Genomic DNA, 20,087 nt, shown 5'->3' on the forward strand with positions numbered 1-20,087 from the left:
ATCGCCGCTGTGATCCGACGCTGAAAAATACTCCCGGTCCCGCCACAGGGGATAGAGAAAATGACACCAGTGTTTAAGCGGGCTCCGCACGGGCCCGTGGCAGAAGGCGTGCGCGCGGTTGATTCAACGCCGGGCCGCCGGGCGGTGCTGACCGTCACGCTGTGGGGGATTGCGGCCATACAGGCGGTGCTGGGGCTGGCGTTTCTGCTGGCGCCGGCGCAGGCGGCGGCCCTGCTGGGGCTGTCCCCGGCACCGGGCTGGGCGGACTGGCTGTTCGGCATGATGGCGGCGCGCTGTCTGGGGTTTGCTTATGGCATGGGGCTGGCAGCCCGGAATCCGGCGGCGGCCCGGTCATGGATCGGGGCGATGGTGGGGGTGCAGGCGCTGGACTGGCTGGTGACGCTGCGGTTTCTGCTGGCCGGGGCGGTAACGCTGGCGCAGGTCAGCACCGCTTCGTTTCTGCCGGTGGTGTTTGTGGTGGTTCTGCTGCTGTGCTGGCCGCAGCGGCAGCCGGACGGGCGGGGCACCTGATGGGCTGGCTGGCGGCGGCGCTGTTCCGGCGGGTGCAGGGGGCCGGATTTTATGAGGATCTGCACCGTCGGGCGGTGTCGCTGCTGCCGCCGGGGCAGGGGGCGCACTGGCTGGATGTCGGCTGCGGCCCCGGGCTTCTGGCCCGGCTGGCGGTGGCCCGGGGCTACACAGTCACGGCGGTTGACCGTGATCCGGCGATGATTGTGGCGGCAGAGCGCACCCCGCGTAATCATGCTGACGGGCTGTCGTTCCGGGTATCATCGCTGGAGATGCTGACCGTCAGTCCGCTGCGGGGGGCGGTGGTGTCGGCGGGGTCGCTGCTGGCGGTGATGGATGACCGGCGGCAGGGGCTGGGGCATCTGCTGACGCTGCTGCACCCCGGTGGCACCCTGCTGCTGGTTGAGCCGACAGCAGAGATGACGCTGCGCCGGGCGTGGCGGTGGCTGCACCGGCAGGGCTTACGGCGGATGCGTGGCCGTGGCTGGCTCTTGCTGTGGGCGGCGACGCGGCAGCCGGGCCGGGCGGTGGATCATGCCGGACTGATGCAGGCCCTGCCTGAGGGCGGGGACTGGCAGGTCACTGGCACCCCCCTTCTGGGGGGCATGGTGACGGTATGGCAGATCAGCGCAGGCGGGGAGCCCTGATAAAGGGGCGCCCCACCTGCAGAAGATCAGTCTTCCAGCCCCAGCTTAACGCGCGGGTTGGGGGCCGTATCGTCCCAGTCCGTCAGGAAGGCTTTCAGGGCGGCATCCTGCGGGTCTGACAGGGTGATGCGCAGGCGCACCAGCTGGTCGCCGCGCTGGCTTTCGCTGTTGGCGGCAGCGGGGATCCCCTTGCCGCGCAGGCGCAGGGTAGTGCCGCTGTTTGACCCTTCCGGGATGGTGACGGTGACGCGGCCGTCAACGGTCGGCACCACCACCTTGGCCCCCAGCACCGCTTCCTTCAGGGTGACCGGCAGTTCGGCGATCACATCCTGCTTTTCACGGCGGAAGAGGGGGTGCGGTGCAACGGTGATTTCCACCAGCGCGTCGCCGTCGGCCCCGCCCAGCTGGCCGGGGCTGCCCATGCCCTTCAGGCGCAGGGATTTGCCGTCTTCGCAGGCCGGGGGGACCTTGACGTTGATCTTCTTGCCGTTGGTCAGGGTGATGGCGCGGGCGGCCCCCAGAGCCGCTTCCTCAAAGGTGACGGTCAGCGAATAGTGGACGTCGGCACCTTTGCGCGGGGCACTGTGCTGTCTGCCGCCGGAGCCACGGCTGGCGGAGCGGAACATCTCTGAAAACAGGTCGTCTTCCGAAAACATCGAGTCGAAGCCAAAGCCGCCCCGCTGGGCGCCACCATGTCCGCCACCGTGTCCGCCCCGGGCATTGCCCCAGGGGTTGCGCATCCGCTCGGTGCCGTCAGGGTTGATCTCGCCCCGGTCGAAGCGGGCGCGTTTGGTCTCGTCCGACAGCAGGTCGTAGGCGGCGGTCACTTCCTTGAAGCGTTCCTCGGCCTTGGCATCCCCGGGGTTGACGTCGGGGTGCAGGCTGCGCGCCAGCTTGCGGTAGGTTTTCTTGATGTCCTCGGCACTGGCGGACCGGCTGATGCCCAGAACCTCATAGGGATCCCGCATGGAAACTCCGTTCTCCTGACAGACGGGGCGGTGCCCCGCCCGTCAGGGGAGGAGGTCACCGCAGCTTACTGCACAATCTTCCAGGTGCCGTCAGACTGACGGCACGCCGTACCATAGGCATGCTCGGTCTTGCCATCAATAGTCACGGTGTTCTGAAATTCACGGCAATAGGATCCGTCACTGGCGGTACCGTCTCGGGTGGGGGTGACATAGCCGGAATGGCCCGACTGCGGATTGTTCCAGGTGATCGGCTGGCCGACCGGGGCAGAATAGGCGCTGGTCTGGGCCTGATGCAGGGCGGCACGGTCGGCATTGTCGAGTGACTTACCGACTTCCGACCCCAGCCATGCCCCCAGCAGGGCCCCTGCCGCCGTGGCAGCCAGCTTGCCGGTGCCACCGCCGAACTGGGCACCGACAACGGCACCGCCGACACCCCCCAGCAGGCCGCCTGCGGTCTGCTTCGGTGCGTTGCGGGCGCTTTCGCAGGCGGTCAGCGACAGGGCGAGGGCAACGGTGCAGACCGCAAGCGCGGCCTTGCGCAGAGGGGAACGGATAGAAGCGGAGGTCATGATCGGTAATCCTGAGCAGACAGAAAGACGGACAGACAGGGCAGGAAGTCAGACGTTAACACTTAATCGTTCCGGGGCTGACATCAAGAGTTTATCAGGGTTTTAACCCCGGAAAAGGCGGCCATCCCGGTCGCCGGGACGGTCTGTTGCGCACCGTGAGCCGGAAGCGTGGCGAAAGCATGGCAAAATCCGGCGGGGGTGCTTATGCTGCCGGGCGGAGAGTCGGGCGCCCCCTCCAGATCCGGTTATACGGCGATGGCGGCGGTTTCCTGCGCCCGGCCTGTACGATGTCTGCAGACTCCCCCTCTGCTGCTGATGGGAAGGATTCCCCGGAATGAGCGCGCTGACCCTTGATGCCGACCTTGATCCGTTTGTCCAGTTCGGGCAGTGGCTGAAGGTTGCCGAAACAGCGGAACCCAATGACCCCAACGCCATGAACGTGGCGACCTGCACCCCCGATGGCCGCCCGACATCCCGCATGGTGCTGCTGAAGGGGTTCGATGAGCGCGGGTTCGTGTTCTACACCAACTTCGAAAGCCGCAAGGGCCAGCAGCTGCTGGCCAACCCCCATGCCGCCCTGTGCCTGCACTGGAAAAGTCTGCGCGCCCAGATCCGGGTTGAGGGCGCGGTTGAGCCGGTGTCCGCCGCCGAGGCTGACGAGTATTTCAACTCCCGGCCCCGCGATTCCCGCATCGGGGCGTGGGCGTCGCAGCAGTCCCGCCCGCTGAAGGGGCGGTTCGAGCTGGAGGCCCGGGTGGCCGAATATGCCGCCCGCTATGCCATCGGCAGTATTCCGCGCCCGCCGCACTGGTCGGGGTTCCGGGTGGTGCCGCAGCGCATTGAGTTCTGGAAAGACCGTCCGTTCCGCCTGCATGACCGGGTGGTTTATACCCGGCAGGCCGATGGCGGCTGGTCAACCGAGCGTCTGTACCCGTAACCGTATCCTGCCGGGAGAGTCCGCCGATGGCTGCCGTTGATCCCAAAGCCGCCCGTCTGATGACCGCCGCCACGCTGGTGGCGGTCGGGGTGGCGCTGACGCTGGTGACCATCAAGGCGGTGGCCTGGATGATGACCGGGTCGGTGGCGATGCTGTCCAGTCTGGCGGACTCCACCCTCGACTGTCTGGCATCGCTGGTCAATCTGCTGGCGGTGCGCCATGCGGTGCAGCCCGCCGATGCCGATCACCGCTTCGGGCACGGCAAGGCGGAGCCGCTGGCCGGGCTGGTGCAGGCGGCGGTTGTCACCGGGTCGGCGGGGTTTCTGCTGTCTGAAGTGCTCAACCGCTTCCGCGATCCGCAGATTCCGCAGGCGGAACTGGTCGGGGTGGTGGTGATGGTGATCTCCATCGCCCTGACGCTGGGGCTGGTACAGTTCCAGAAATACGTCGTGCGGCGCACCGGATCGGTGGCGGTGGGGGCCGACAGCCTGCATTACACCGGCGACGTGCTGATGAACCTGTCGGTGATTGTGGCGCTGGGGCTGGGCAAATGGCTGGGGCTGGCGTGGATTGACCCGCTGTTCGGGCTGGGGATCGCCCTGATCCTGCTGAAAGGCGCGTGGGAGATCGGGCGCGATTCCTTCAACATGCTGATGGACCGCGAGTTCCCCGATGAGGACCGTGCGCGGATTATCGCACTGGCCACCGATCATCCGCAGGTGATCGGGGCGCATGACCTGCGCACCCGCTCCAGCGGGCTGCACGATTTCATTCAGGTGCATTTAGAGGTGGATGGCAGTCTGCCGCTGCGCAAGGCCCACGCCATTGCCGATCAGGTGGAACGGTCGATCTGCGCCGCCTTCCCCAAGGCCGAGGTGATCATTCACCTCGACCCTGACGGAATCCGCGAGCCGCGTCTGGATGACCAGATCCGTGGCAGTTAAGGCCGTGCCGGGTAAATACCGTTAACGCAGATCACCACAAGACGCCCGTCTTTGTCGGGCTTCCCGTCAGGATTGAACGCCGGAAGCATGAACGTGCCGTCGGTGGGAGAGCCGCCGTAGCGGTTGCCGATCAGGCTGTAAAGGGGCTGATAGGCGTTGATCTGAAGGGTCTGCCCGTTACAGGGCAGCCACCCGGTGGGGGCAAAGGGGGCAAGCGTGGTGCCGATGGAGGCGATGTAGCTGTCAGGCGACATAGGCGGTGCTTCTCCTGTTGAGGGCCGGTTACCGGGGGGCCGGTCAGGCGATCATAGAGTGTGTCGGATTTAAAATCTAAAAGAGAAATTATAAGTCAATTCCCCTTTAAGTTTTTGGTTGAGGCATTGACATTCAGGGGCATCGCTGTCCCGGTCCTCTCGATCGTCCCGGGCCGGATGCATCTGGCGGTATTATCGGGATCACCCGCATAGTGAGAATGGCTCTCTGTTTGTGTACATGCGTTCGCGTTAGGCTGTCTGTCGCCGGATCCTTGGGGAGACCGGCCAAATCCGGGGCCCTGTGCTTCGGGGGAACAACAGAACATCATCTTCAGGGGTGAGGAAGGCCATGACAGGACGTCTTTTGTCGCTGACAGCTGCGGCTGTGTCTTTTTCGGTTTTTGCACTGTCGGCGGCTGCTTTCGCAGCGCAGGCAGAGCATGCGGCGGTACCGGATGCCGCGATTGCAGCCCAGCGGGCGGCCCTGAGCGCAGCCACCAAAGACGCGGGATTCGGCCCGCAGTCTCCGCGCGATCTGGATGCGGTGGCCGGTCAGAACCCCCGCATTTTTACTCTGGCACCGCCGGTGACACAGATGGCGCTGTGCGATATCCACCTGCATACCAACGCCGAGCATAAGGGCGGGGACTTTACCACCTACGCCGGAAACGGTGACGGGCAGGGCAACCATTCCGGCTTTAAGTACAATGGCACACTGACCGCCGCTGAACTGGCACCGACAGCGGAAAAAGTCGGCCTGAGTGAGCACGGGGAACTGGTGCCGGGTGACACCGTTGAAATCCATTTCGTTCACTCAACGGCGAAGGCAACGGTCGGCCCGACTCTTGCCACCTGTCTGAGCGAAACCGTTAAAAATCCCGAGCTGCGGGTTGAGGCCGTGGTTGCGGTGCTGGTCAATGACCCGAAGGCTGCCGATTTCACCCAGATGGCCCGGATTGAAACAATCAATGGCCTGAATCAGGTGCCAAACCTGCCAACCACGCTGGGGCAGCCGGTTGTTTATGCCGGTTCGACCACCGGACCCAGCTACAACGAGAAGGGGTCGCCGTTTCAGGTGACCTGGAGCGTGCGGCCCAAAGTCGTGAAGGTTGATATTACTTCGGTCGGAAAATGGCTGGCGGATAATCCGTTTCAGGAAAACCATGCTCATGGCGTCCGCATGCTGGTGACGGACCCGGATCTGCTGTCGCGGATTACTCAGTAACCGCCCCCCCCCCCCCCGGAACCGGCCCCCCGGAACCGATCCCCGGTCATCGCCGCCAGCCTGCCCTGAGCGGGCGGGCGGCGACCGGGGAGAGGCAGGGAGCGGTTATTTTTAGGGAAAAATCTCTTTAAAGGTGTAATTCTGTGAGGTGTTCTCTCCGGCCTTCCGGTGCCGGGGCCCCCGCAGAATAAGGATCTGTCAGATGTCCCCTGCTTCCCCTGACCATCCGGCGCCGGACATGTCTGACACCCGCAGGCCTGCCACGGCATGGTCTCCGCCCGGTCTGGATCTGGCGGCGGAGGAAGCCGCCCTGCTGGGGCATGATGGCCGCCCGTCCTGCGGGCTGGCCCTGTCCGGCGGGGGGATCCGCGCCGCATCGTTCAGTCTGGGCGTGGCGCAGGCCTATGCCGGGCGGCGGGGGATGGAGACGCTGGACTATCTGTCGACGGTGTCCGGCGGTGGCTACACCGGGGCGGCGCTGTCGTGGCTGGCGCATCTGGGGTTCCGGGGGCAGGGCTTTGTGCAGGCCCTTGACCGGCTGGCGGACCGGCTGCGGTCGCGTGGCAACTACCTTGATCCGGGGCAGCGCCTGACGGCAACGTCGCTGCTGGCGGTGGTGCTGCGCACCATGCTGGTGCATCTGTTCTTTTATATGGGGCTGCTGCTGCTGGTCTTTCTGCTGATGACCCTGCCGGGGGTGTATCCGCTGCTGTTTGACCGCCACGGCCTGCTGTGGGCGGCAGCGGGGCTGGGGGGCTGGTTTCTGCTGGAGATCCTACTGTTCCTGCGCGGGGCGCATGGCATTGAAAATACCGTCGAGGCCGTTAATAAGCGCTACCGGCGGCGGACCCGTTCGCAGCAGCGGATCGGGGTGCTGTTGCAGCTGACGGTCGCGGTTCTGGGGGTGGCAGCGCTGCCCTTTCTGTCAGCAAAATTATCAGCATGGGTCAGCTCCGGCGGGATTGCCGTTGCTGCCGGGGTGGCGCTGCGGGCGTTCCTGAAGGGTGATTTCGGAAAGGAAGGCGGCGGGGGCCTTCTGGCATCGACCCCGGTGCTGGTCGGGGCGGCTGCCCTGCTGGTGGCGGGGATGGCGGTTGTCACCTTCATTGCCGCCCTGCACCTGCAGGCGTTGATGGGCGGCGACTGGCGGGCGCTGTCGGCAGGGATTGGCGGTCTGGTGCTGGCATTGGCCTGCGGCTGGCTGATCAACCTGAATCTGGTGTCGCTGGGGCGGATGTACCGTGACCGCCTGATGGAAGCCTTCATGCCGGACCGCGCGGCGCTGGATCCGGCGACGGCGGCGGGCGAGGCGGGCTGGAAGCCGCTGGCCCAGCAGGCCAACTGTGCCGGGTTGGCCCAGATGCGGGATAATCCGCGCCCGCTGCATCTGATCAATACCGCGCTGGTGCTGGTGGATGCCACCGATGCCAAACTGCGGGGCCGGGGGGCCTGTAACTTTGTGCTGTCGCCGTGGCGGTGCGGCAGCGATGTCACCGGCTGGGTCGATGCCGAAGCCTTTTGCGGTATCGGGCCGGATGCCCTGTCACTGGCGACGGCGATGGCGACCTCCGGTGCGGCGGTCAACCCCTATGGCGGCCCGGCAGGGCAGGGGCCGACCCGGTCAACCCCGGTGGCGGTGCTGATGGGTCTGCTGGGGTTACAGCTGGGGCTGTGGGTGCGGGCCCGCTACGGTGCCGGGCAACCGGACCCGGTGCCGAACATCTGGCGGCCCGGCCTGTCGGCGCTGTTTGGGGCGGCATACCGCGTCAGCGCGCCGTTCCGGCAGCTTGCCGATGGCGGACATTTTGAAAATCTGGGGGTCTACGAGCTGATCCGCCGCCGGGTGAAGACCCTGTATGTGGTCGATGCCGCGGCAGACCCTGAGTACCGTTTTGCCGATCTGGGGGTGGCGGTGGAGCGGGTCTATGCCGACTTCGGGGCGGTGATCCGCTTTGAGGATGGGGCGCTGAAGGCGCTGATCCCGCAGGGGGATGCCGGTTTTCTGACCCGGCAGGCGGCGGCGGGCTGGGCGGAAGGCACGGTCACCTATGCCGACGGCAGCACCGGCACCATTGTCTACTTCAAGACCACGCTGATCGGCGGGCTGCCGGTGTCGGTCAATGCCTATGCCGCCCAGAACCCGGCCTTCCCGCAGCAGAGTACCGCCGACCAGTTTTTCGATGAGGATCAGCTGGAAGCTTACCGCGCCCTTGGCTATGCGATTGCTGACAGCTACTTCGGGCGTTAAGCGTGGGCGGTGCTGCGGCGGTTCAGCGCCGCAGCACCGGCTCTGCCGCCAGCGCGAACGGGTCGGCGGTGGCGGGCAGCACTGGGGCGGGCTCGATCCACCAGCCCGGCTGCTGCTGACGCAGGGCGCGGGCGGCGGTGCGGGCGTCGTATTCGGTGGCAAACAGGCCCCAGCAGGTGGCACCGCTGCCTGACATCCGGCTCAGGCGGCAGCCGGGCTGGGCCGTCAGCGCCGCCAGACACAGCCCGACATCCGGGGCCAGCGAGATTGCGGCGGCGGTCAGATCGTTGCGGCGGACCTTCAGGGCGGTCACCAGATCATCGACATCCCGGGGCGGGGTTTCCAGCGGCAGCGCCGGGCTGAATGCCCCGCTGCGGGCCCGGAACACGGACGGGGTTGACAGCTGGGCCCCCGGGTTGACCAGCACCAGCCAGCAGCCGGGCAGCGGCACCGCATCGCGCAGCTGCTCGCCGATGCCGCTCATGTCGGCGGGGCGGCCCCGCAGGCACACCGGCACATCGGCGCCCAGACCGGCGGCAAGGGCCATCAGCGCATCGCGGGGGACCGTCACGCCCCACAGCGCCATCAGCGCCCGCAGGGTGGCGGCAGCGTCGGCACTGCCGCCACCGATACCCCCGGCGACCGGCAGGGCTTTTTCCAGCGTGATGGTTGCCCCGGTGGTGACGCCGGTGGCTGCCGCCAGTGCCTGCGCCGCTTTCAGGACAATGTTGTCCTGTGGCGGTACGGCCCCCAGCCCGGTTGCCTGCGGGCCGATCACGGTCAGGCTCAGGCTGTCGGCGACCTCGACCGTGACCCGGTCAAACACCCCGGCGAACACCACCAGACTGTCCAGCAGGTGATAGCCGTCATCCCGTCTGCCGGTGACATGCAGGGTCAGATTGACCTTGGCCGGGGCCGCAACGCGGATCGGGGCAGACTGGGCAGGCATGGTGCAGTGACTCCTGTTCCGTCCCCGGCCCCCGGGCGGCGCAGGGCCGCAGGGGGAAAACCGGGGTGCAGGGGGTGGGTATGCGGTTTACTTGCTCTTCTTCTGGTCCGGCTTTTTCAGCAGGCGACCGGCTTCGATCTTGGCGCGCACGGCCTCAAGGTCTTCCGGTTCCGGCTTCAGATCCAGCGCCCGCTGCCACTGGAAGCGGGCCTCGTTTTCCCGCCCGACCTGCCACAGGGCATCCCCCAGATGGTCGTTGATGGTCGGGTCGCCCGGCTTCAGGGTGATGGCGCGTTCCAGCTCGCGCACCGCGCCGGGGTAGTCGCCCAGCAGGTACAGGGCCCAGCCCAGACTGTCGACGATATAGCCGTCGTTCGGGCGCTGGGCGACGGCGCGTTCGATCAGCGCCTTGCCTTCCTGCAGGTTCATGCCCCGGTCAATCCACGAATAACCGAGGTAGTTCAGCACGTTGGGCTGATCTTTCTCCAGCGACAGCGCCGTCTTGAAGGCCTGCTCGGCTTCCGGCCAGCGCTTGCCGCGTTCCAGCGCGATGCCCAGACTGTACCACACCGGCCAGTGGGCGCGGCTGGGGGTGCCGAGGCGGTCCAGCGCCTTGCGGTAGGCGGCGGCGGCGGCGTCCCAGTGCTTCAGGCGGCGTTCCAGCTCGCCCATATCGCTCATCGGGTCAGCGGCGTGGGGGTACTGGGCTGCGAGATCGGTCAGGATCTTGCGGGCCTCGTCGATGCGGCCCAGTTCCTGATAGACCTCGGCCAGCTTCAGGCGGACCGGGAACCATGTCTGCGCCGTTTTCGGCACGGTGGCGTACTGGGCGGCGGCATCGGCAAAGCGGCCCTGACGGGCCAGCAGATCGCCGACCATCATCTCGGCATAGGGGAAATCGGGGCGCAGCAGCAGCGCCAGCCGCACAAACGCCTGCGCGGTATCGAACGACTGGGCATCGGCGACCGAGGTGGCGGAGCCGTACATCGCTTCGGCCAGCCCGTCTTTGGTGGTGCGCAGCACCCGGCCATCGCCGCTGCGGAAGGCGGCATAGGCGGCCTCGATCAGCTCTGACCCCCGGTGATCGGCGCGGTAGCGGTCAAACAGCGCCTCGGCTTCCGGCTGGCGGCCGTTGCGGCGCAGGAAGTCGGCCACCACCTGCACGGCGCGCAGGGTGACCGAGCCTTCATCACTGACCACTTTCTGGTATTCCGCCCAGGCCTGCGCCGGGCGGTTGGACAGGTCATAGATCATACCGGCGTGGAAGTGGTACAGCGGGGCCAGATGCGGCTGGTCCTTCATGCTGTCCAGTGCCTTGACGGCGGCTTCGGCCTTGTCCTGCCCCTGCAGGATCCACGCCCGGGTCAGCGGCAGCAGGAAGCTGTTCAGGCCGACCGGCTCCAGATCCTTCAGGGTGATCAGGGCCTCGGTCCAGTGGGCGTCATTGGCCAGCCCGACCGCCACCACCAGCGGCGACACCGTGGAGTCGGGGTCCAGCACCATCGCCTTGCGGGCCAGCGCCAGCGCCTCCTCGGTCCGGCCTTCCACCAGCAGGAAGAACCAGGCGCGGCGGATCAGCAGCGGGTTGTCGGGGTCTTTCTGCAGGGCGGCGGTGTAATTGTCGGCGGCCCCGGCGGTGTCATCGTTGAACTGGGCCTGACGCCCGGCCAGATAGCGCCCGTAGACCGAGGTATAGGGGTGCTGGGTCATCCGCACCGGGTCGCTGGCGGCAGCCACCTGCACCGGAGAGGAAATCCCTGCCGCCCCGGTATCGGTGACGGTTTCGCTGCCCGATGCCCCGCCGCAGGCGGAAGGCAGCACGGCCAGCGCCAGAAGCAGCGCCAGCCGTGACAGCGGTGTGCCGGGCCCCGGTCGGGAACCGGCAGAGGTGGGCCGAATGAGGGTGGGGGCAGTGCCCCGGCGACGGAAAGACAGATGCGCGCTCACTCGACCAGTCAACCTCTTGCTTAAGTATGAACGGGGCAGGCCTTACATGTTGGGGTAGTTCGGCCCTTCGCCCCCCTGCGGGACAACCCAGTTTATATTCTGGGTCGGATCCTTGATATCGCAAGTCTTACAGTGCACGCAGTTCTGCGCGTTGATCTGAAGACGTTTACCGTTCGTCGCGGCATCGTCAACATATTCATACACACCGGCCGGACAGAAACGCTGTTCCGGGCCGTCAAAAACCTTCAGGTTGACCGCCACCGGCACATCTTTGTTCTTCAGGGTCAGGTGGCAGGGCTGATCTTCCTCGTGGTTGGTCGAGGACAGGAACACCGAGGACAGCTTGTCGAAGCTGACCACGCCATCGGGCTTCGGGTAGTCGATCTTCGGCATTTCCGCCGCCGGACGCAGGCAGGTATGGTCGTCGTGGTTGCGGAAGGTCCACGGCTCCTTGCCCTTGAAGACATAGGTCGACAGCGCGGAATAGCCCAGCCCGAACAGCAGCCCCTTATGGAACGACGGGCGGATGTTGCGCACTTCGTGCAGTTCCTGCCACACCCACGACTTTTTCATCATGTCGGAGTAGGCGGTGACTTCCTTCCCGGCGGCGGCCTCGGCCTTCAGGGCCTCGAAGATCGCTTCGGCGGCGACCATGCCGGACTTCATGGCGGTGTGGGTGCCCTTGATCTTCGGCACGTTGAGGAACCCGGCGGAGCAGCCGATGGTCACGCCGCCCGGGAAGGTCAGCTTGGGAATCGACTGGAAGCCGCCTTCGTTCAGCGCCCGGGCGCCATAGGCGATGCGGCGGCCGCCTTCAAAGGTCTTGCGGATTTCCGGGTGGGTCTTGAAGCGCTGGAACTCATCGAACGGCGACAGGTGCGGATTGGCATAGTCCAGCCCGATCACAAAGCCGACGGCGACCTGATTGTTTTCCAGATGATAGAGGAACGACCCGCCGTAAGTGTCGGTCTTCATCGGCCAGCCGATGGTATGGACCACCTTGCCCGGCTGATGCTTCGACGGCTCGACTTCCCACAGTTCCTTGATGCCGATGCCGTAGGTCTGCGGGTCAACGCCGTCACGCAGGCCGTACTTATCGGTCAGCTGCTTGGCCAGCGAGCCGCGGCAGCCTTCGGCGAAGATGGTCTGCTTGGCCAGCAGCTCCATCCCCGGCTGGTACATCGGGCCCTGTTCGCCTTCGCGGGTCAGGCCCATGTCACCGGTGGCAACGCCGCGCACGGCGCCGGTTTCGTCGTACAGCACCTCGGCCCCGGCGAAACCGGGGTAGATCTCCACGCCCAGCTCTTCCGCCTGCTGGCCCAGCCAGCGGGTGACGTTGCCCAGCGAAACGATGTAGTTGCCCGCGCCGTGCATCTGCGGCGGCGTCGGCAGTTTGAAAGCCTTGCTTTCCGTCAGGAACAGGAAGTTGTCATCGGTGGCCGGGGTGTGCAGGGGCGCACCCTTTTCCTTCCAGTCCGGGATCAGCTCGTTCAGGGCGCGGGGCTCGATCACCGCGCCGGACAGGATGTGTGCCCCGATTTCCGATCCCTTTTCGATCACGCAGACCGAAATGTCGGCACCATCGGCCTGGGCCAGTTGCTTGAGGCGGATCGCCGCGCTGAGGCCGGACGGGCCCCCGCCAACGATCACAACATCAAATTCCATCGACTCCCGTTCCATACTCTCTCTCTCTTCGCGCAAGGGTTATGGGTGCGTCTTCAGGGTGTCAACGAAGGCCCTGGCCCGGCCTTCCCAGACTGTGTGCAGTGCATACACGGTCGCCAGCATAATTGCGTGACGCTTTCCAGAAAAGCCTGACGTAAGGTTATGGGTCCCATTTTCTGCCGTGATAGCGGCGGAAAGGCCGGTGGCACACCCCCCGCTGCCTGTGATAAGACGGCAGGACAGGTTTTTTCCCCCGTCCCCTTCCGGTGCAGGATGTCTGGTCCCCGTGTCGTATCCGTCCGTTTCCGCCGCTGAGTTTGACGCCGCCGCCTTCGGTTTTGCCGGGGATGGGGCGCTGTTGCAGTGGTATCTGGATGCCGGGGTCGATGAATGTATCGCCGGGGCCCCGGTGGACCGCTATGCCCAAAGTGCAGCCCAGAGTGCGGCCCAGGCCGCCGCCCGCCCGGCTGCGTCCCCCGGCGCTGCGGGGGCTGTCCCCGGCTCTCGGGCCAGCGCGGTGCAGGTGCCGATGCCGCCGGTCAGTTTTCCGGCGGCGGCGGTGCGGCCCAGCACCCCGGCGCTGGCGGCGGACCCGCATCAGGCCCTTGGCAATGCCACCCACATCGCGCAGGGCTGCCGCACGCTGGCCGAGCTGAAGGCGGCGGTGGAGGCCTTTGACGGCTGCCCGCTGAAGATCACCGCCACCACCACGGTGTTTGCCGACGGCAACCCGAAAGCCCCGCTGCTAGTGATCGGCGAAGCGCCGGGCCGGGACGAAGACCGGATCGGCAGGCCCTTTGTCGGCGAAAGCGGGCAGCTGCTGGATAAGATGCTGGCCAGCATCGGCATCACCGGGCGGGAAGAGTATTACATCACCAACGTTCTGCCGTGGCGGCCCCCCGGCAACCGGGTGCCGACCGATGTGGAGGTGGCGGTGTGCCTGCCGTTCCTGATCCGGCATATCGAGCTGGTTCAGCCGCAGGTGATGCTGCTGGTCGGCGGCCTGTCGGCCAAGGCGCTGTTTGCCGTCAACGAAGGGATTACCCGCCTGCGCGGCCGCTGGCGGGCCTATCAGACCCCCGGCCTGTCGCACCCGGTTCCGGCCATTGCCACCTTCCATCCGGCGTATCTGCTGCGGTCCCCGGTACAGAAGCGGCTGGCATGGCGCGATATGCTGGACGTGCGCGAGAAACTGGCGCAGATGGCGGCGCATAGCGGTGCCGCGGCGGCACCCCCGCACTGACGGCGGTGCCGGTCAGTCCCCGGCCAGCATCCCGATCAGGCGTATCAGCGCGGCGGCGACGTCGCGGGGCGGGCCACCCCATGGAAAGTGATACTGAACGATGCCCGGCGACAGGTTGACATCAAGAATCCAGTGATTGCCGGGGCGGCAAGGGGCCATGGGCTCGGCCAGAATCAGGTCGGCAGCCCCGGCGCGGGCCCCGGGAAGGCTGCGGAACAGGCGGATCACCTCAGCGGCGTAGGAGGGGTGGATGTCCGGCAGGTCGGTATGGCTGTCCCCGCCCTGAGAGGCGTTGGACACCCGGCGCAGGGCCACCAACTGTCCGGCGGCGGGGACGGCGGCGGGGGTAAGGTGCTGCTCCGCCAGCAGGGCCAGCAGGGCAGCATCCGGCAGAATCGGCGGCTGGCCGGTGCGGGCGGCGCGGCGGGCGTTGCGGTCAGCCAGCAGGGCTGACACCGGGCGCTGACCGTCGCCGGTCAGATGCGCGGGCCGGTCCATCCGCAGGGTGACATGATCGGGGGCCACCCACATGATGCGCACGGTGGCATCGGCGGGCAGCGGTGCCGCCCCGGCGACGTGCTGTTCCAGCAGCACGCTGCCGCAGCGCCCGGCGACGGTGTCGAAGGCGGCGGTCAGGGCGGCCCCCTCCCGCAGGCCGGGCGTCACCCCCCAGCCGAGGCTGCCGGACGGCGGCTTGACACAGACCGGGCCGCCCAGATCCTGCGCCCAGCGCAGGGCGGCATCGCGGTCTGTGGCGGCAAACTCCTGACCGGCGGGGGTGGAAAAGCCCTGCGTTGCCAGCAGGCGGTTCAGCGTCGGTTTATGGGCGGTGATGCGGGCGGCATCCCCGTTCAGCGGGCGGCAGGCGGCGGGCTCAGCCCCGGCGGGGCCGGTGACGATGCGCCCGCCATGACACCAGACCACCCGGGTCTCAAGGTCAAGCCGCAGCATCCGCCGGGCCGGGTGCCCGCCTCCGGCGGGGACGGTCGGGGCGCTGGCCGGAATCCCCTGCCAGACTGCCGCCGCCGCCAGTGCCGCCAGTTGCAGGTGGCCTTCCTGCCCCAGCGACAGGGCCAGCGGCACGTCGGAAAAGCGCTCGGTCAGCAGCGGCAGCAGGGGCAACAGGGCGGGGCGGGCAGGGGCAGCAGGCATGGGCGGGTAACCGGACAGACGGACGGGGGTGGCCCCTGTCTTATCACGGCATCAATCGGTCAGGACATGATCTTCCCGATCTCTGGCCGGGATCGGTCAGGACGCGGCCTGTGCCGGGGGCAGAATGGGGGACTGAAAAAGAACACCTCAGGAACACCGGGGGCGTGACAAGGCCCGGCATTCCGGTTATGGTCCGGCCCATGCCGACTTCTGCTCTGCCGCCGTCTTTTCAGCTTCTGATTCCCGCCGTGCCCGTCGTGGTGACCGGCGCGCGTCAGGCCGTGATCCTGACCCCGGATGGCGAGCTGGAGACCCTGGCCCTGCCCGAGGCCGCCCGCCGTCTGCGGGGCGAACGGCCAATGGTCTGCCACCTGCCCAACGTGGCGGCGCGGCTGCGGGTGCCGCCGTTTATGGCCTATGATGTGCTGGAGCTGTTCGCTTTTGTGCGGCCCGCCCAGTTCTGTCTGCCAACCATTGGCGGGCTGGCGGTAGCCTGCGGGCTGGATGCCCCGGTGTCGCCGGAAGACTGTGCCCAGACGCTGGTGCAGGTGGTGCGCCGCCTGCTGCAGGAGCTGCCGCAGGAAGCCCGCTGGTCGCAGGGCAAGGGGCGCGGCGTCGCCTGGGCGATGACCCGGGGCGGCTGGCCGTGGGGGCCGTCGGTGCTGGCAGCGTGGGGTGAGCAGGGCGAAATGCCGCACAGCCACCGCGTGCTGTCGGGGATGCGGGTGTGGGAACACCTGCCGGAATTTTCTGAACACGCGCCGGAAAGCCCGCCCGGCAATGCCCCGGTTGACCCGGCGGAGGCGCGGAGCCGGCTGGGCCAGCTTCTTGGCACCACCGCCGAAGACCGCCCGCAGCAGGCTGACTTTGCCTCGGCCTGTTCTGCCGCCTTTGCCCCCCGCCATGTCGAGGGCGAGCCGCATGTGGTGCTGGCCGAGGCCGGGACCGGGGTCGGCAAGACGCTGGGCTATATTGCTCCGGCCAGTGTGTGGGCGGAAAAGAACGAGGGTGCGGTGTGGATTTCCACCTACACCCGCAATCTGCAACGCCAGCTGGATGCCGAGCTGTCGCGCCTGCACCCCGATCCGGCGGAAAAGGCCCGTAAGGTGGTGGTGCGCAAGGGGCGCGAGAATTATCTGTGCCTGCTGAATCTGGAAGAGGCGATCAACCGCCTGTCGCACACCCCGGCGCTGGCGGTGCCGCTGGGGCTGATGGCGCGCTGGGCGCTGGCCACCCGCGATGGCGACATGGTCGGCGGCGATTTTCCCGGCTGGCTGTCTGATCTGGTCGGGCGGGCGCAGACCATCGGCCTGACCGACCGGCGGGGGGAATGTGTGTTCGCCGCCTGTCCGCATTACACCCGCTGCTACATTGAACGGTCGGTCCGCAAGGCCCGGCGGGCGCGGATCGTGGTCGCCAACCATGCGCTGGCGATGCTGGTGCTGGCCCACGGGGGCACGCTGGGCGGCGGGGAAGAGGGGCCGCAGATTGCCACCCGCTATGTGTTTGACGAAGGCCACCATCTGTTTGATGCCGCCGACAGTGCCTTTTCCGCCCATCTGACCGGGCAGGAGGCTGCCGAGCTGCGGCGCTGGCTTCTGGGGTCGGAAGAAACCGGGCGGTCCCGCGCCCGGGGCCTGAAGCGCCGGGCCGAGGAAGTGCTGGCGGATAACGTTGATGCACTGGATGCGCTGGATGCGGCGCTGGCCGCCGCCCGCTGTCTGCCGGGGCCGGGCTGGCTGAACCGCCTGACCGAAGGTGCCCCCAACGGCCCGACCGAGCGGTTTCTGCTGCTGGCACGGCAGCAGGTCTATGCCCGCTCGAAGGATGCGGGCACCCCCTATTCGCTGGAAACCGAGACCGCTCACCCGGTGCCCGGCCTGCTGGAAACCGCCGCCGAGCTGGAACACGCGTTTGATGGCCTGCTGGCCCCGGTGCGGGAGCTGATCCGGGTGATTGGCAAGGTGCTGGATGACGAGGCCGGTGAAAGCGACGGGGCCACCCGCCTGCGGCTGGACAGTCTGGCCCGCAGCCTTGACCGGCGGGCGGTGCAGCCGCTGCTGGCGTGGCGGTCGATGCTGGAGGCATTGCAGCAGGAGACGCCGGAACAGTATGTCGACTGGTTCGCGGTGGACCGGATCGAAGGCCGCGACATTGACACCGGCATGCACCGTCACTGGGTGGATCCGACCCGACCGCTGGCCGGGGTGATGGCCGACAGCACCCACGGCGTGGTGGTGGCGTCAGCCACCCTGCGCGACGGGACCGGCGACCCGGATGCGGACTGGAAGGCGGCTGAAGGCCGCACCGGGGCCAGTCATCTGCCGGTTCCGGCCCTGCGGGCGGCGATGGCCTCGCCGTTTGATTATCCGGCCCAGACCAAGGTGCTGGTGGTGACGGATGTGCGCAAAGATGACCTTGATCAGGTCGCAGCGGCATACCGCGAGCTGTTTCTGGCTGCCGGTGGCGGCGGGCTGGGGCTGTTCACCGCGATTTCCCGCCTGCGGGCGGTGCGCGACCGGATTGCCGCGCCGCTGGAGGATCAGGGGATTCCGCTGTATGCCCAGCATGTTGACGGCATGGATACCGCAACGCTGGTCGATATTTTCCGCGCTGATCACGATGCCTGTCTTCTGGGCACTGATGCCATGCGTGACGGGGTGGATGTACCCGGTCATTCCCTGCGGCTGCTGGTGTTCGACCGTGTGCCGTGGCCGCGCCCCGATATCCTGCACCGGGCCCGCCGCGAGGCCTTTAATGGCCGCGCCTATGATGACATGCTGACCCGCCTGCGGCTGAAGCAGGCTTTCGGGCGGCTGGTGCGCCGTGCCGGGGATCATGGCGTGTTTGTGATGCTGGACCCGATGATGCCGACCCGCCTGCACGGGGCGTTCCCGGCCGGGGTTTCCGTGCAGCGGGTGGGGCTGGCGGCGGCGTTGGCGGAAGTCCGGGGCTTTCTGGGGGATTACGTGCGCGGCAGCCGGTGAAGGGGGGCAGGGATGCCCGCCCCTGTCACAGGCCCGGCCTGCTCAGGGGTCAGGCTTCACCCAGAAAGGACTGGACCGTCTGCAGGAAGGATGCCACCGAGATCGGCTTGGCGATGTAACCGTCGCAGCCACCGTCCCGGATTTTTTCCTCGTCGCCCTTCATCGCAAAGGCGGTGACGGCCAGCACCGGGATGTGCCGTATCTCGGGATCTGCCTTGATCATCCGGGTGATTTCGAGGCCGGAGATTTCCGGCAGCTGAATATCCATCAGCACCAGATCGGGCTTGTGATCGCGCACCAGACGCAGGCCATCCATCCCGTCCTTGCTTTGCAGCGTCTGATAGCCGCTGGCTTCCAGAAGGTCGCGGAACAGCTTCAGATTCAGGTCGTTGTCTTCGACAATCAGAACGGTCTTGGCCATGGGCAGGGTACGGCTCCGTCCGCAGGGGAAGGGGAGGGCCGGGGTTTACCCGGCGGGATGGTCAGCATAGGGGATTTTACCACTGCCGCAAAGCGGGAAGGTGCTTATCAATTTCCGGTTGATTTTTATCCGGTTGATCTGGCCCCGTTTATTTTGGCCCCGTTTACTCTGGTCAGGCGCGGTGCCGCGCCGTCAGCGCCCCGGCGATCCCCAGAAGCAGCCAGCCGGTGATCAGCCCGGTGCCGCCGACCGGGGCCAGTGCGGCACTGCCCAGCACCCCGAACGCCAGCCCGTACAGCGTTCCGCAGAACAGCAGCATCCCCACCGCAAACAGGGCAGCGGCCCCGTGCAGCAGCCGCGACGGCTTCCAGTGCAGCAGGGCGGCGGTCACCGCCAGCGCCACCGCGTGCAGGCCCTGCTGCTGGGTCGCCTTGTCCATCAGGCTGAGGATGTACTCGCCTGACCCGGCCATCCCGTGCGAGGCGTAGGCCGCCAGCGCCACCGAAAGGGCCCCGTTCAGGCCAGCCCAGAGAAACCAGAAAGAGGTCATGGTACGTGTCCTTATGCAGGCCGGTCCGCCGTTTCAGGCACGGGCCACGGATCAGCCGTTAAACTGTTCTGACAGAATCCGCTCTTCCAGATTATGTTCCGGGTCAAACAGCAGGCGCAGGGTGACGGTGCGGTCTTCCGTCACCTCCACCCGGGTCACATTGCGCACTTCGGTGTAATCCGCCACTGCCGAGACCGGGCGCTTTTCGCCTTCCAGCACCTCGAAATCCAGTTTCGCGGTATGCGGCAGGATTGCCCCGCGCCAGCGCCGGGGACGGAAGGCTGAGATCGGGGTCAGCGCCATCACGTTCGACCCCATCGGCAGGATCGGGCCGTGCGCCGACAGGTTATAGGCGGTTGATCCGGCGGCGGAACACACCAGCGCCCCGTCGCAGATCAGCTCTGCCATGCGGGTGCGGCCATCAACGCGGATCTTCAGCTTGGCAGCCTGACGGGTCTGGCGCAGCATCGACACTTCGTTGATTGCCAGCGCGATGATGCTGTCGCCGGTGCTGGTGGTCGCCTGCATCCGCAGCGGGTGCAGGGTGACGGCCTGTGCCCGGGCCAGACGGCGCGGCAGATCATCTTCGAGGTAGGTGTTCAGCAGAAAGCCGACCGTCCCCCGGTTCATGCCGTAGATCGGCTTATCGAGGATCATGTGGCGGTGCAGCGTTTCCAGCATAAAGCCGTCTCCGCCCAGGGCCACAATCACGTCGGCCCGTTCCGCCGGGGTATGCCCGTAGCGGTGCCGCAGCTTGGTCAGGGCTTCCTGCGCCGTCGGGGTATCGGCGGCGGTGAAGCAGATGTTCTCGGGGTCCATGACACCGCACGTTGAAGACTGAACTTGGCGCGGA

General features: G+C 66.9%; 18 protein-coding genes. 8 read left to right on the forward strand and 10 right to left on the reverse strand.

Going from position 1 to position 20,087, the window contains the following annotated elements; translation table 11 throughout:
- The first annotated feature begins 60 nt into the window (after positions 1 to 60).
- The gene (locus G365_RS24075) at positions 61 to 531 is read left to right on the forward strand and encodes a hypothetical protein (protein WP_019644417.1); all 471 of its coding nucleotides are present in this window, start codon (positions 61 to 63) and stop codon (positions 529 to 531) included.
- The gene (locus G365_RS22725) at positions 492 to 1,175 is read left to right on the forward strand and encodes a class I SAM-dependent methyltransferase (RefSeq protein ID WP_211217657.1); all 684 of its coding nucleotides are present in this window, start codon (positions 492 to 494) and stop codon (positions 1,173 to 1,175) included. Before G365_RS24075 ends, G365_RS22725 begins: the two co-directional genes overlap by 40 nt.
- Positions 1,176 to 1,201: 26 nt before the next feature.
- Here G365_RS22725 and G365_RS0105050 read toward each other — a convergent pair whose 3' ends face one another.
- Together G365_RS0105050 and G365_RS0105055 are read right to left on the reverse strand one after the other, a co-directional pair.
- Positions 1,202 to 2,143, reverse strand: a complete 942-nt coding sequence (locus tag G365_RS0105050) for a DnaJ C-terminal domain-containing protein (RefSeq protein WP_019644419.1) — start codon at positions 2,141 to 2,143, stop codon at positions 1,202 to 1,204.
- 65 nt (positions 2,144 to 2,208) lie between these two features.
- Entirely contained in the window at positions 2,209 to 2,712 is a 504-nt protein-coding gene (locus G365_RS0105055) for an RT0821/Lpp0805 family surface protein (protein WP_019644420.1), read from the reverse strand.
- 334 nt (positions 2,713 to 3,046) lie between these two features.
- Between G365_RS0105055 and pdxH the strand changes: the two genes are divergently transcribed.
- Both pdxH and G365_RS0105065 read left to right on the forward strand, forming a co-directional pair.
- Positions 3,047 to 3,649, forward strand: a complete 603-nt coding sequence (gene pdxH / locus G365_RS0105060) for a pyridoxamine 5'-phosphate oxidase (RefSeq protein ID WP_019644421.1) — start codon at positions 3,047 to 3,049, stop codon at positions 3,647 to 3,649.
- A 26-nt stretch (positions 3,650 to 3,675) separates the two neighbouring features.
- The gene (locus tag G365_RS0105065; protein WP_019644422.1) at positions 3,676 to 4,593 is read left to right on the forward strand and encodes a cation diffusion facilitator family transporter; all 918 of its coding nucleotides are present in this window, start codon (positions 3,676 to 3,678) and stop codon (positions 4,591 to 4,593) included.
- On the opposite strand, the gene G365_RS0105070 is transcribed toward G365_RS0105065, so the two are convergent.
- Positions 4,590 to 4,847 (reverse strand): tail fiber protein, encoded by a 258-nt coding sequence (locus G365_RS0105070; RefSeq protein ID WP_019644423.1) that lies wholly within the window; start codon positions 4,845 to 4,847, stop codon positions 4,590 to 4,592. The genes G365_RS0105065 and G365_RS0105070 overlap by 4 nt on opposite strands.
- A gap of 349 nt (positions 4,848 to 5,196) precedes the next feature.
- Between G365_RS0105070 and G365_RS0105075 the strand changes: the two genes are divergently transcribed.
- Positions 5,197 to 6,072 carry a delta-class carbonic anhydrase gene (locus tag G365_RS0105075; protein ID WP_051089838.1) on the forward strand — a complete coding sequence of 292 codons (876 nt, stop codon included), beginning with the start codon at positions 5,197 to 5,199 and terminating at the stop codon, positions 6,070 to 6,072.
- Positions 6,073 to 6,274: 202 nt separating this feature from the next.
- Positions 6,275 to 8,320, forward strand: coding sequence for a patatin-like phospholipase domain-containing protein (locus G365_RS0105080; protein ID WP_019644425.1), 2,046 nt, complete (start codon positions 6,275 to 6,277; stop codon positions 8,318 to 8,320).
- A 22-nt stretch (positions 8,321 to 8,342) separates the two neighbouring features.
- Here G365_RS0105080 and G365_RS0105085 read toward each other — a convergent pair whose 3' ends face one another.
- From G365_RS0105085 to G365_RS0105095, 3 genes are all read right to left on the reverse strand, one after another.
- On the reverse strand, positions 8,343 to 9,269 hold the full coding sequence (locus G365_RS0105085) for a 4-(cytidine 5'-diphospho)-2-C-methyl-D-erythritol kinase (RefSeq protein ID WP_019644426.1): 927 nt from the start codon (positions 9,267 to 9,269) through the stop codon (positions 8,343 to 8,345).
- A gap of 87 nt (positions 9,270 to 9,356) precedes the next feature.
- Complete coding sequence (locus G365_RS20420) at positions 9,357 to 11,216, reverse strand: tetratricopeptide repeat protein (RefSeq protein ID WP_019644427.1); 1,860 nt, start codon at positions 11,214 to 11,216, stop codon at positions 9,357 to 9,359.
- A gap of 42 nt (positions 11,217 to 11,258) precedes the next feature.
- Positions 11,259 to 12,896, reverse strand: a complete 1,638-nt coding sequence (locus G365_RS0105095; RefSeq protein ID WP_019644428.1) for an electron transfer flavoprotein-ubiquinone oxidoreductase — start codon at positions 12,894 to 12,896, stop codon at positions 11,259 to 11,261.
- A gap of 271 nt (positions 12,897 to 13,167) precedes the next feature.
- Between G365_RS0105095 and G365_RS0105100 the strand changes: the two genes are divergently transcribed.
- Positions 13,168 to 14,124: a uracil-DNA glycosylase gene (locus G365_RS0105100; protein ID WP_019644429.1), complete on the forward strand. Its 957-nt coding sequence runs from the start codon at positions 13,168 to 13,170 to the stop codon at positions 14,122 to 14,124.
- 12 nt (positions 14,125 to 14,136) lie between these two features.
- On the opposite strand, the gene G365_RS0105105 is transcribed toward G365_RS0105100, so the two are convergent.
- Positions 14,137 to 15,276 (reverse strand): hypothetical protein, encoded by a 1,140-nt coding sequence (locus tag G365_RS0105105; protein WP_019644430.1) that lies wholly within the window; start codon positions 15,274 to 15,276, stop codon positions 14,137 to 14,139.
- Positions 15,277 to 15,476: 200 nt separating this feature from the next.
- Here G365_RS0105105 and G365_RS0105110 point away from each other — a divergent pair, with 200 nt between their 5' ends.
- The gene (locus G365_RS0105110) at positions 15,477 to 18,263 is read left to right on the forward strand and encodes an ATP-dependent DNA helicase (protein WP_043741648.1); all 2,787 of its coding nucleotides are present in this window, start codon (positions 15,477 to 15,479) and stop codon (positions 18,261 to 18,263) included.
- A 49-nt stretch (positions 18,264 to 18,312) separates the two neighbouring features.
- Here G365_RS0105110 and G365_RS0105115 read toward each other — a convergent pair whose 3' ends face one another.
- From G365_RS0105115 to G365_RS0105125, 3 genes are all read right to left on the reverse strand, one after another.
- Positions 18,313 to 18,684 carry a response regulator gene (locus G365_RS0105115; protein WP_019644432.1) on the reverse strand — a complete coding sequence of 124 codons (372 nt, stop codon included), beginning with the start codon at positions 18,682 to 18,684 and terminating at the stop codon, positions 18,313 to 18,315.
- A gap of 172 nt (positions 18,685 to 18,856) precedes the next feature.
- On the reverse strand, positions 18,857 to 19,234 hold the full coding sequence (locus tag G365_RS0105120) for a DUF423 domain-containing protein (protein WP_019644433.1): 378 nt from the start codon (positions 19,232 to 19,234) through the stop codon (positions 18,857 to 18,859).
- 51 nt (positions 19,235 to 19,285) lie between these two features.
- Positions 19,286 to 20,053 (reverse strand): NAD kinase, encoded by a 768-nt coding sequence (locus G365_RS0105125; protein ID WP_019644434.1) that lies wholly within the window; start codon positions 20,051 to 20,053, stop codon positions 19,286 to 19,288.
- Positions 20,054 to 20,087 lie beyond the last annotated feature (34 nt).

This window comes from Novispirillum itersonii subsp. itersonii ATCC 12639 (assembly GCF_000381985.1).
Lineage (GTDB): Bacteria > Pseudomonadota > Alphaproteobacteria > Rhodospirillales > Rhodospirillaceae > Novispirillum > Novispirillum itersonii.

Coding starts and splice junctions, on each gene's coding strand:
- G365_RS24075 (WP_019644417.1), top strand. CDS start 61: ATGACACCAGTGTTTAAGCGGGCTCCGCACGGGCCCGTGGCAGAAGGC.
- G365_RS0105050 (WP_019644419.1), bottom strand. CDS start 2,143: ATGCGGGATCCCTATGAGGTTCTGGGCATCAGCCGGTCCGCCAGTGCC.
- G365_RS0105055 (WP_019644420.1), bottom strand. CDS start 2,712: ATGACCTCCGCTTCTATCCGTTCCCCTCTGCGCAAGGCCGCGCTTGCG.
- pdxH (WP_019644421.1), top strand. CDS start 3,047: ATGAGCGCGCTGACCCTTGATGCCGACCTTGATCCGTTTGTCCAGTTC.
- G365_RS0105065 (WP_019644422.1), top strand. CDS start 3,676: ATGGCTGCCGTTGATCCCAAAGCCGCCCGTCTGATGACCGCCGCCACG.
- G365_RS0105070 (WP_019644423.1), bottom strand. CDS start 4,847: ATGTCGCCTGACAGCTACATCGCCTCCATCGGCACCACGCTTGCCCCC.
- G365_RS0105075 (WP_051089838.1), top strand. CDS start 5,197: ATGACAGGACGTCTTTTGTCGCTGACAGCTGCGGCTGTGTCTTTTTCG.
- G365_RS0105080 (WP_019644425.1), top strand. CDS start 6,275: ATGTCCCCTGCTTCCCCTGACCATCCGGCGCCGGACATGTCTGACACC.
- G365_RS0105085 (WP_019644426.1), bottom strand. CDS start 9,269: ATGCCTGCCCAGTCTGCCCCGATCCGCGTTGCGGCCCCGGCCAAGGTC.
- G365_RS0105095 (WP_019644428.1), bottom strand. CDS start 12,896: ATGGAACGGGAGTCGATGGAATTTGATGTTGTGATCGTTGGCGGGGGC.
- G365_RS0105105 (WP_019644430.1), bottom strand. CDS start 15,276: ATGCCTGCTGCCCCTGCCCGCCCCGCCCTGTTGCCCCTGCTGCCGCTG.
- G365_RS0105110 (WP_043741648.1), top strand. CDS start 15,477: ATGCCGACTTCTGCTCTGCCGCCGTCTTTTCAGCTTCTGATTCCCGCC.
- G365_RS0105115 (WP_019644432.1), bottom strand. CDS start 18,684: ATGGCCAAGACCGTTCTGATTGTCGAAGACAACGACCTGAATCTGAAG.
- G365_RS0105120 (WP_019644433.1), bottom strand. CDS start 19,234: ATGACCTCTTTCTGGTTTCTCTGGGCTGGCCTGAACGGGGCCCTTTCG.
- G365_RS0105125 (WP_019644434.1), bottom strand. CDS start 20,053: ATGGACCCCGAGAACATCTGCTTCACCGCCGCCGATACCCCGACGGCG.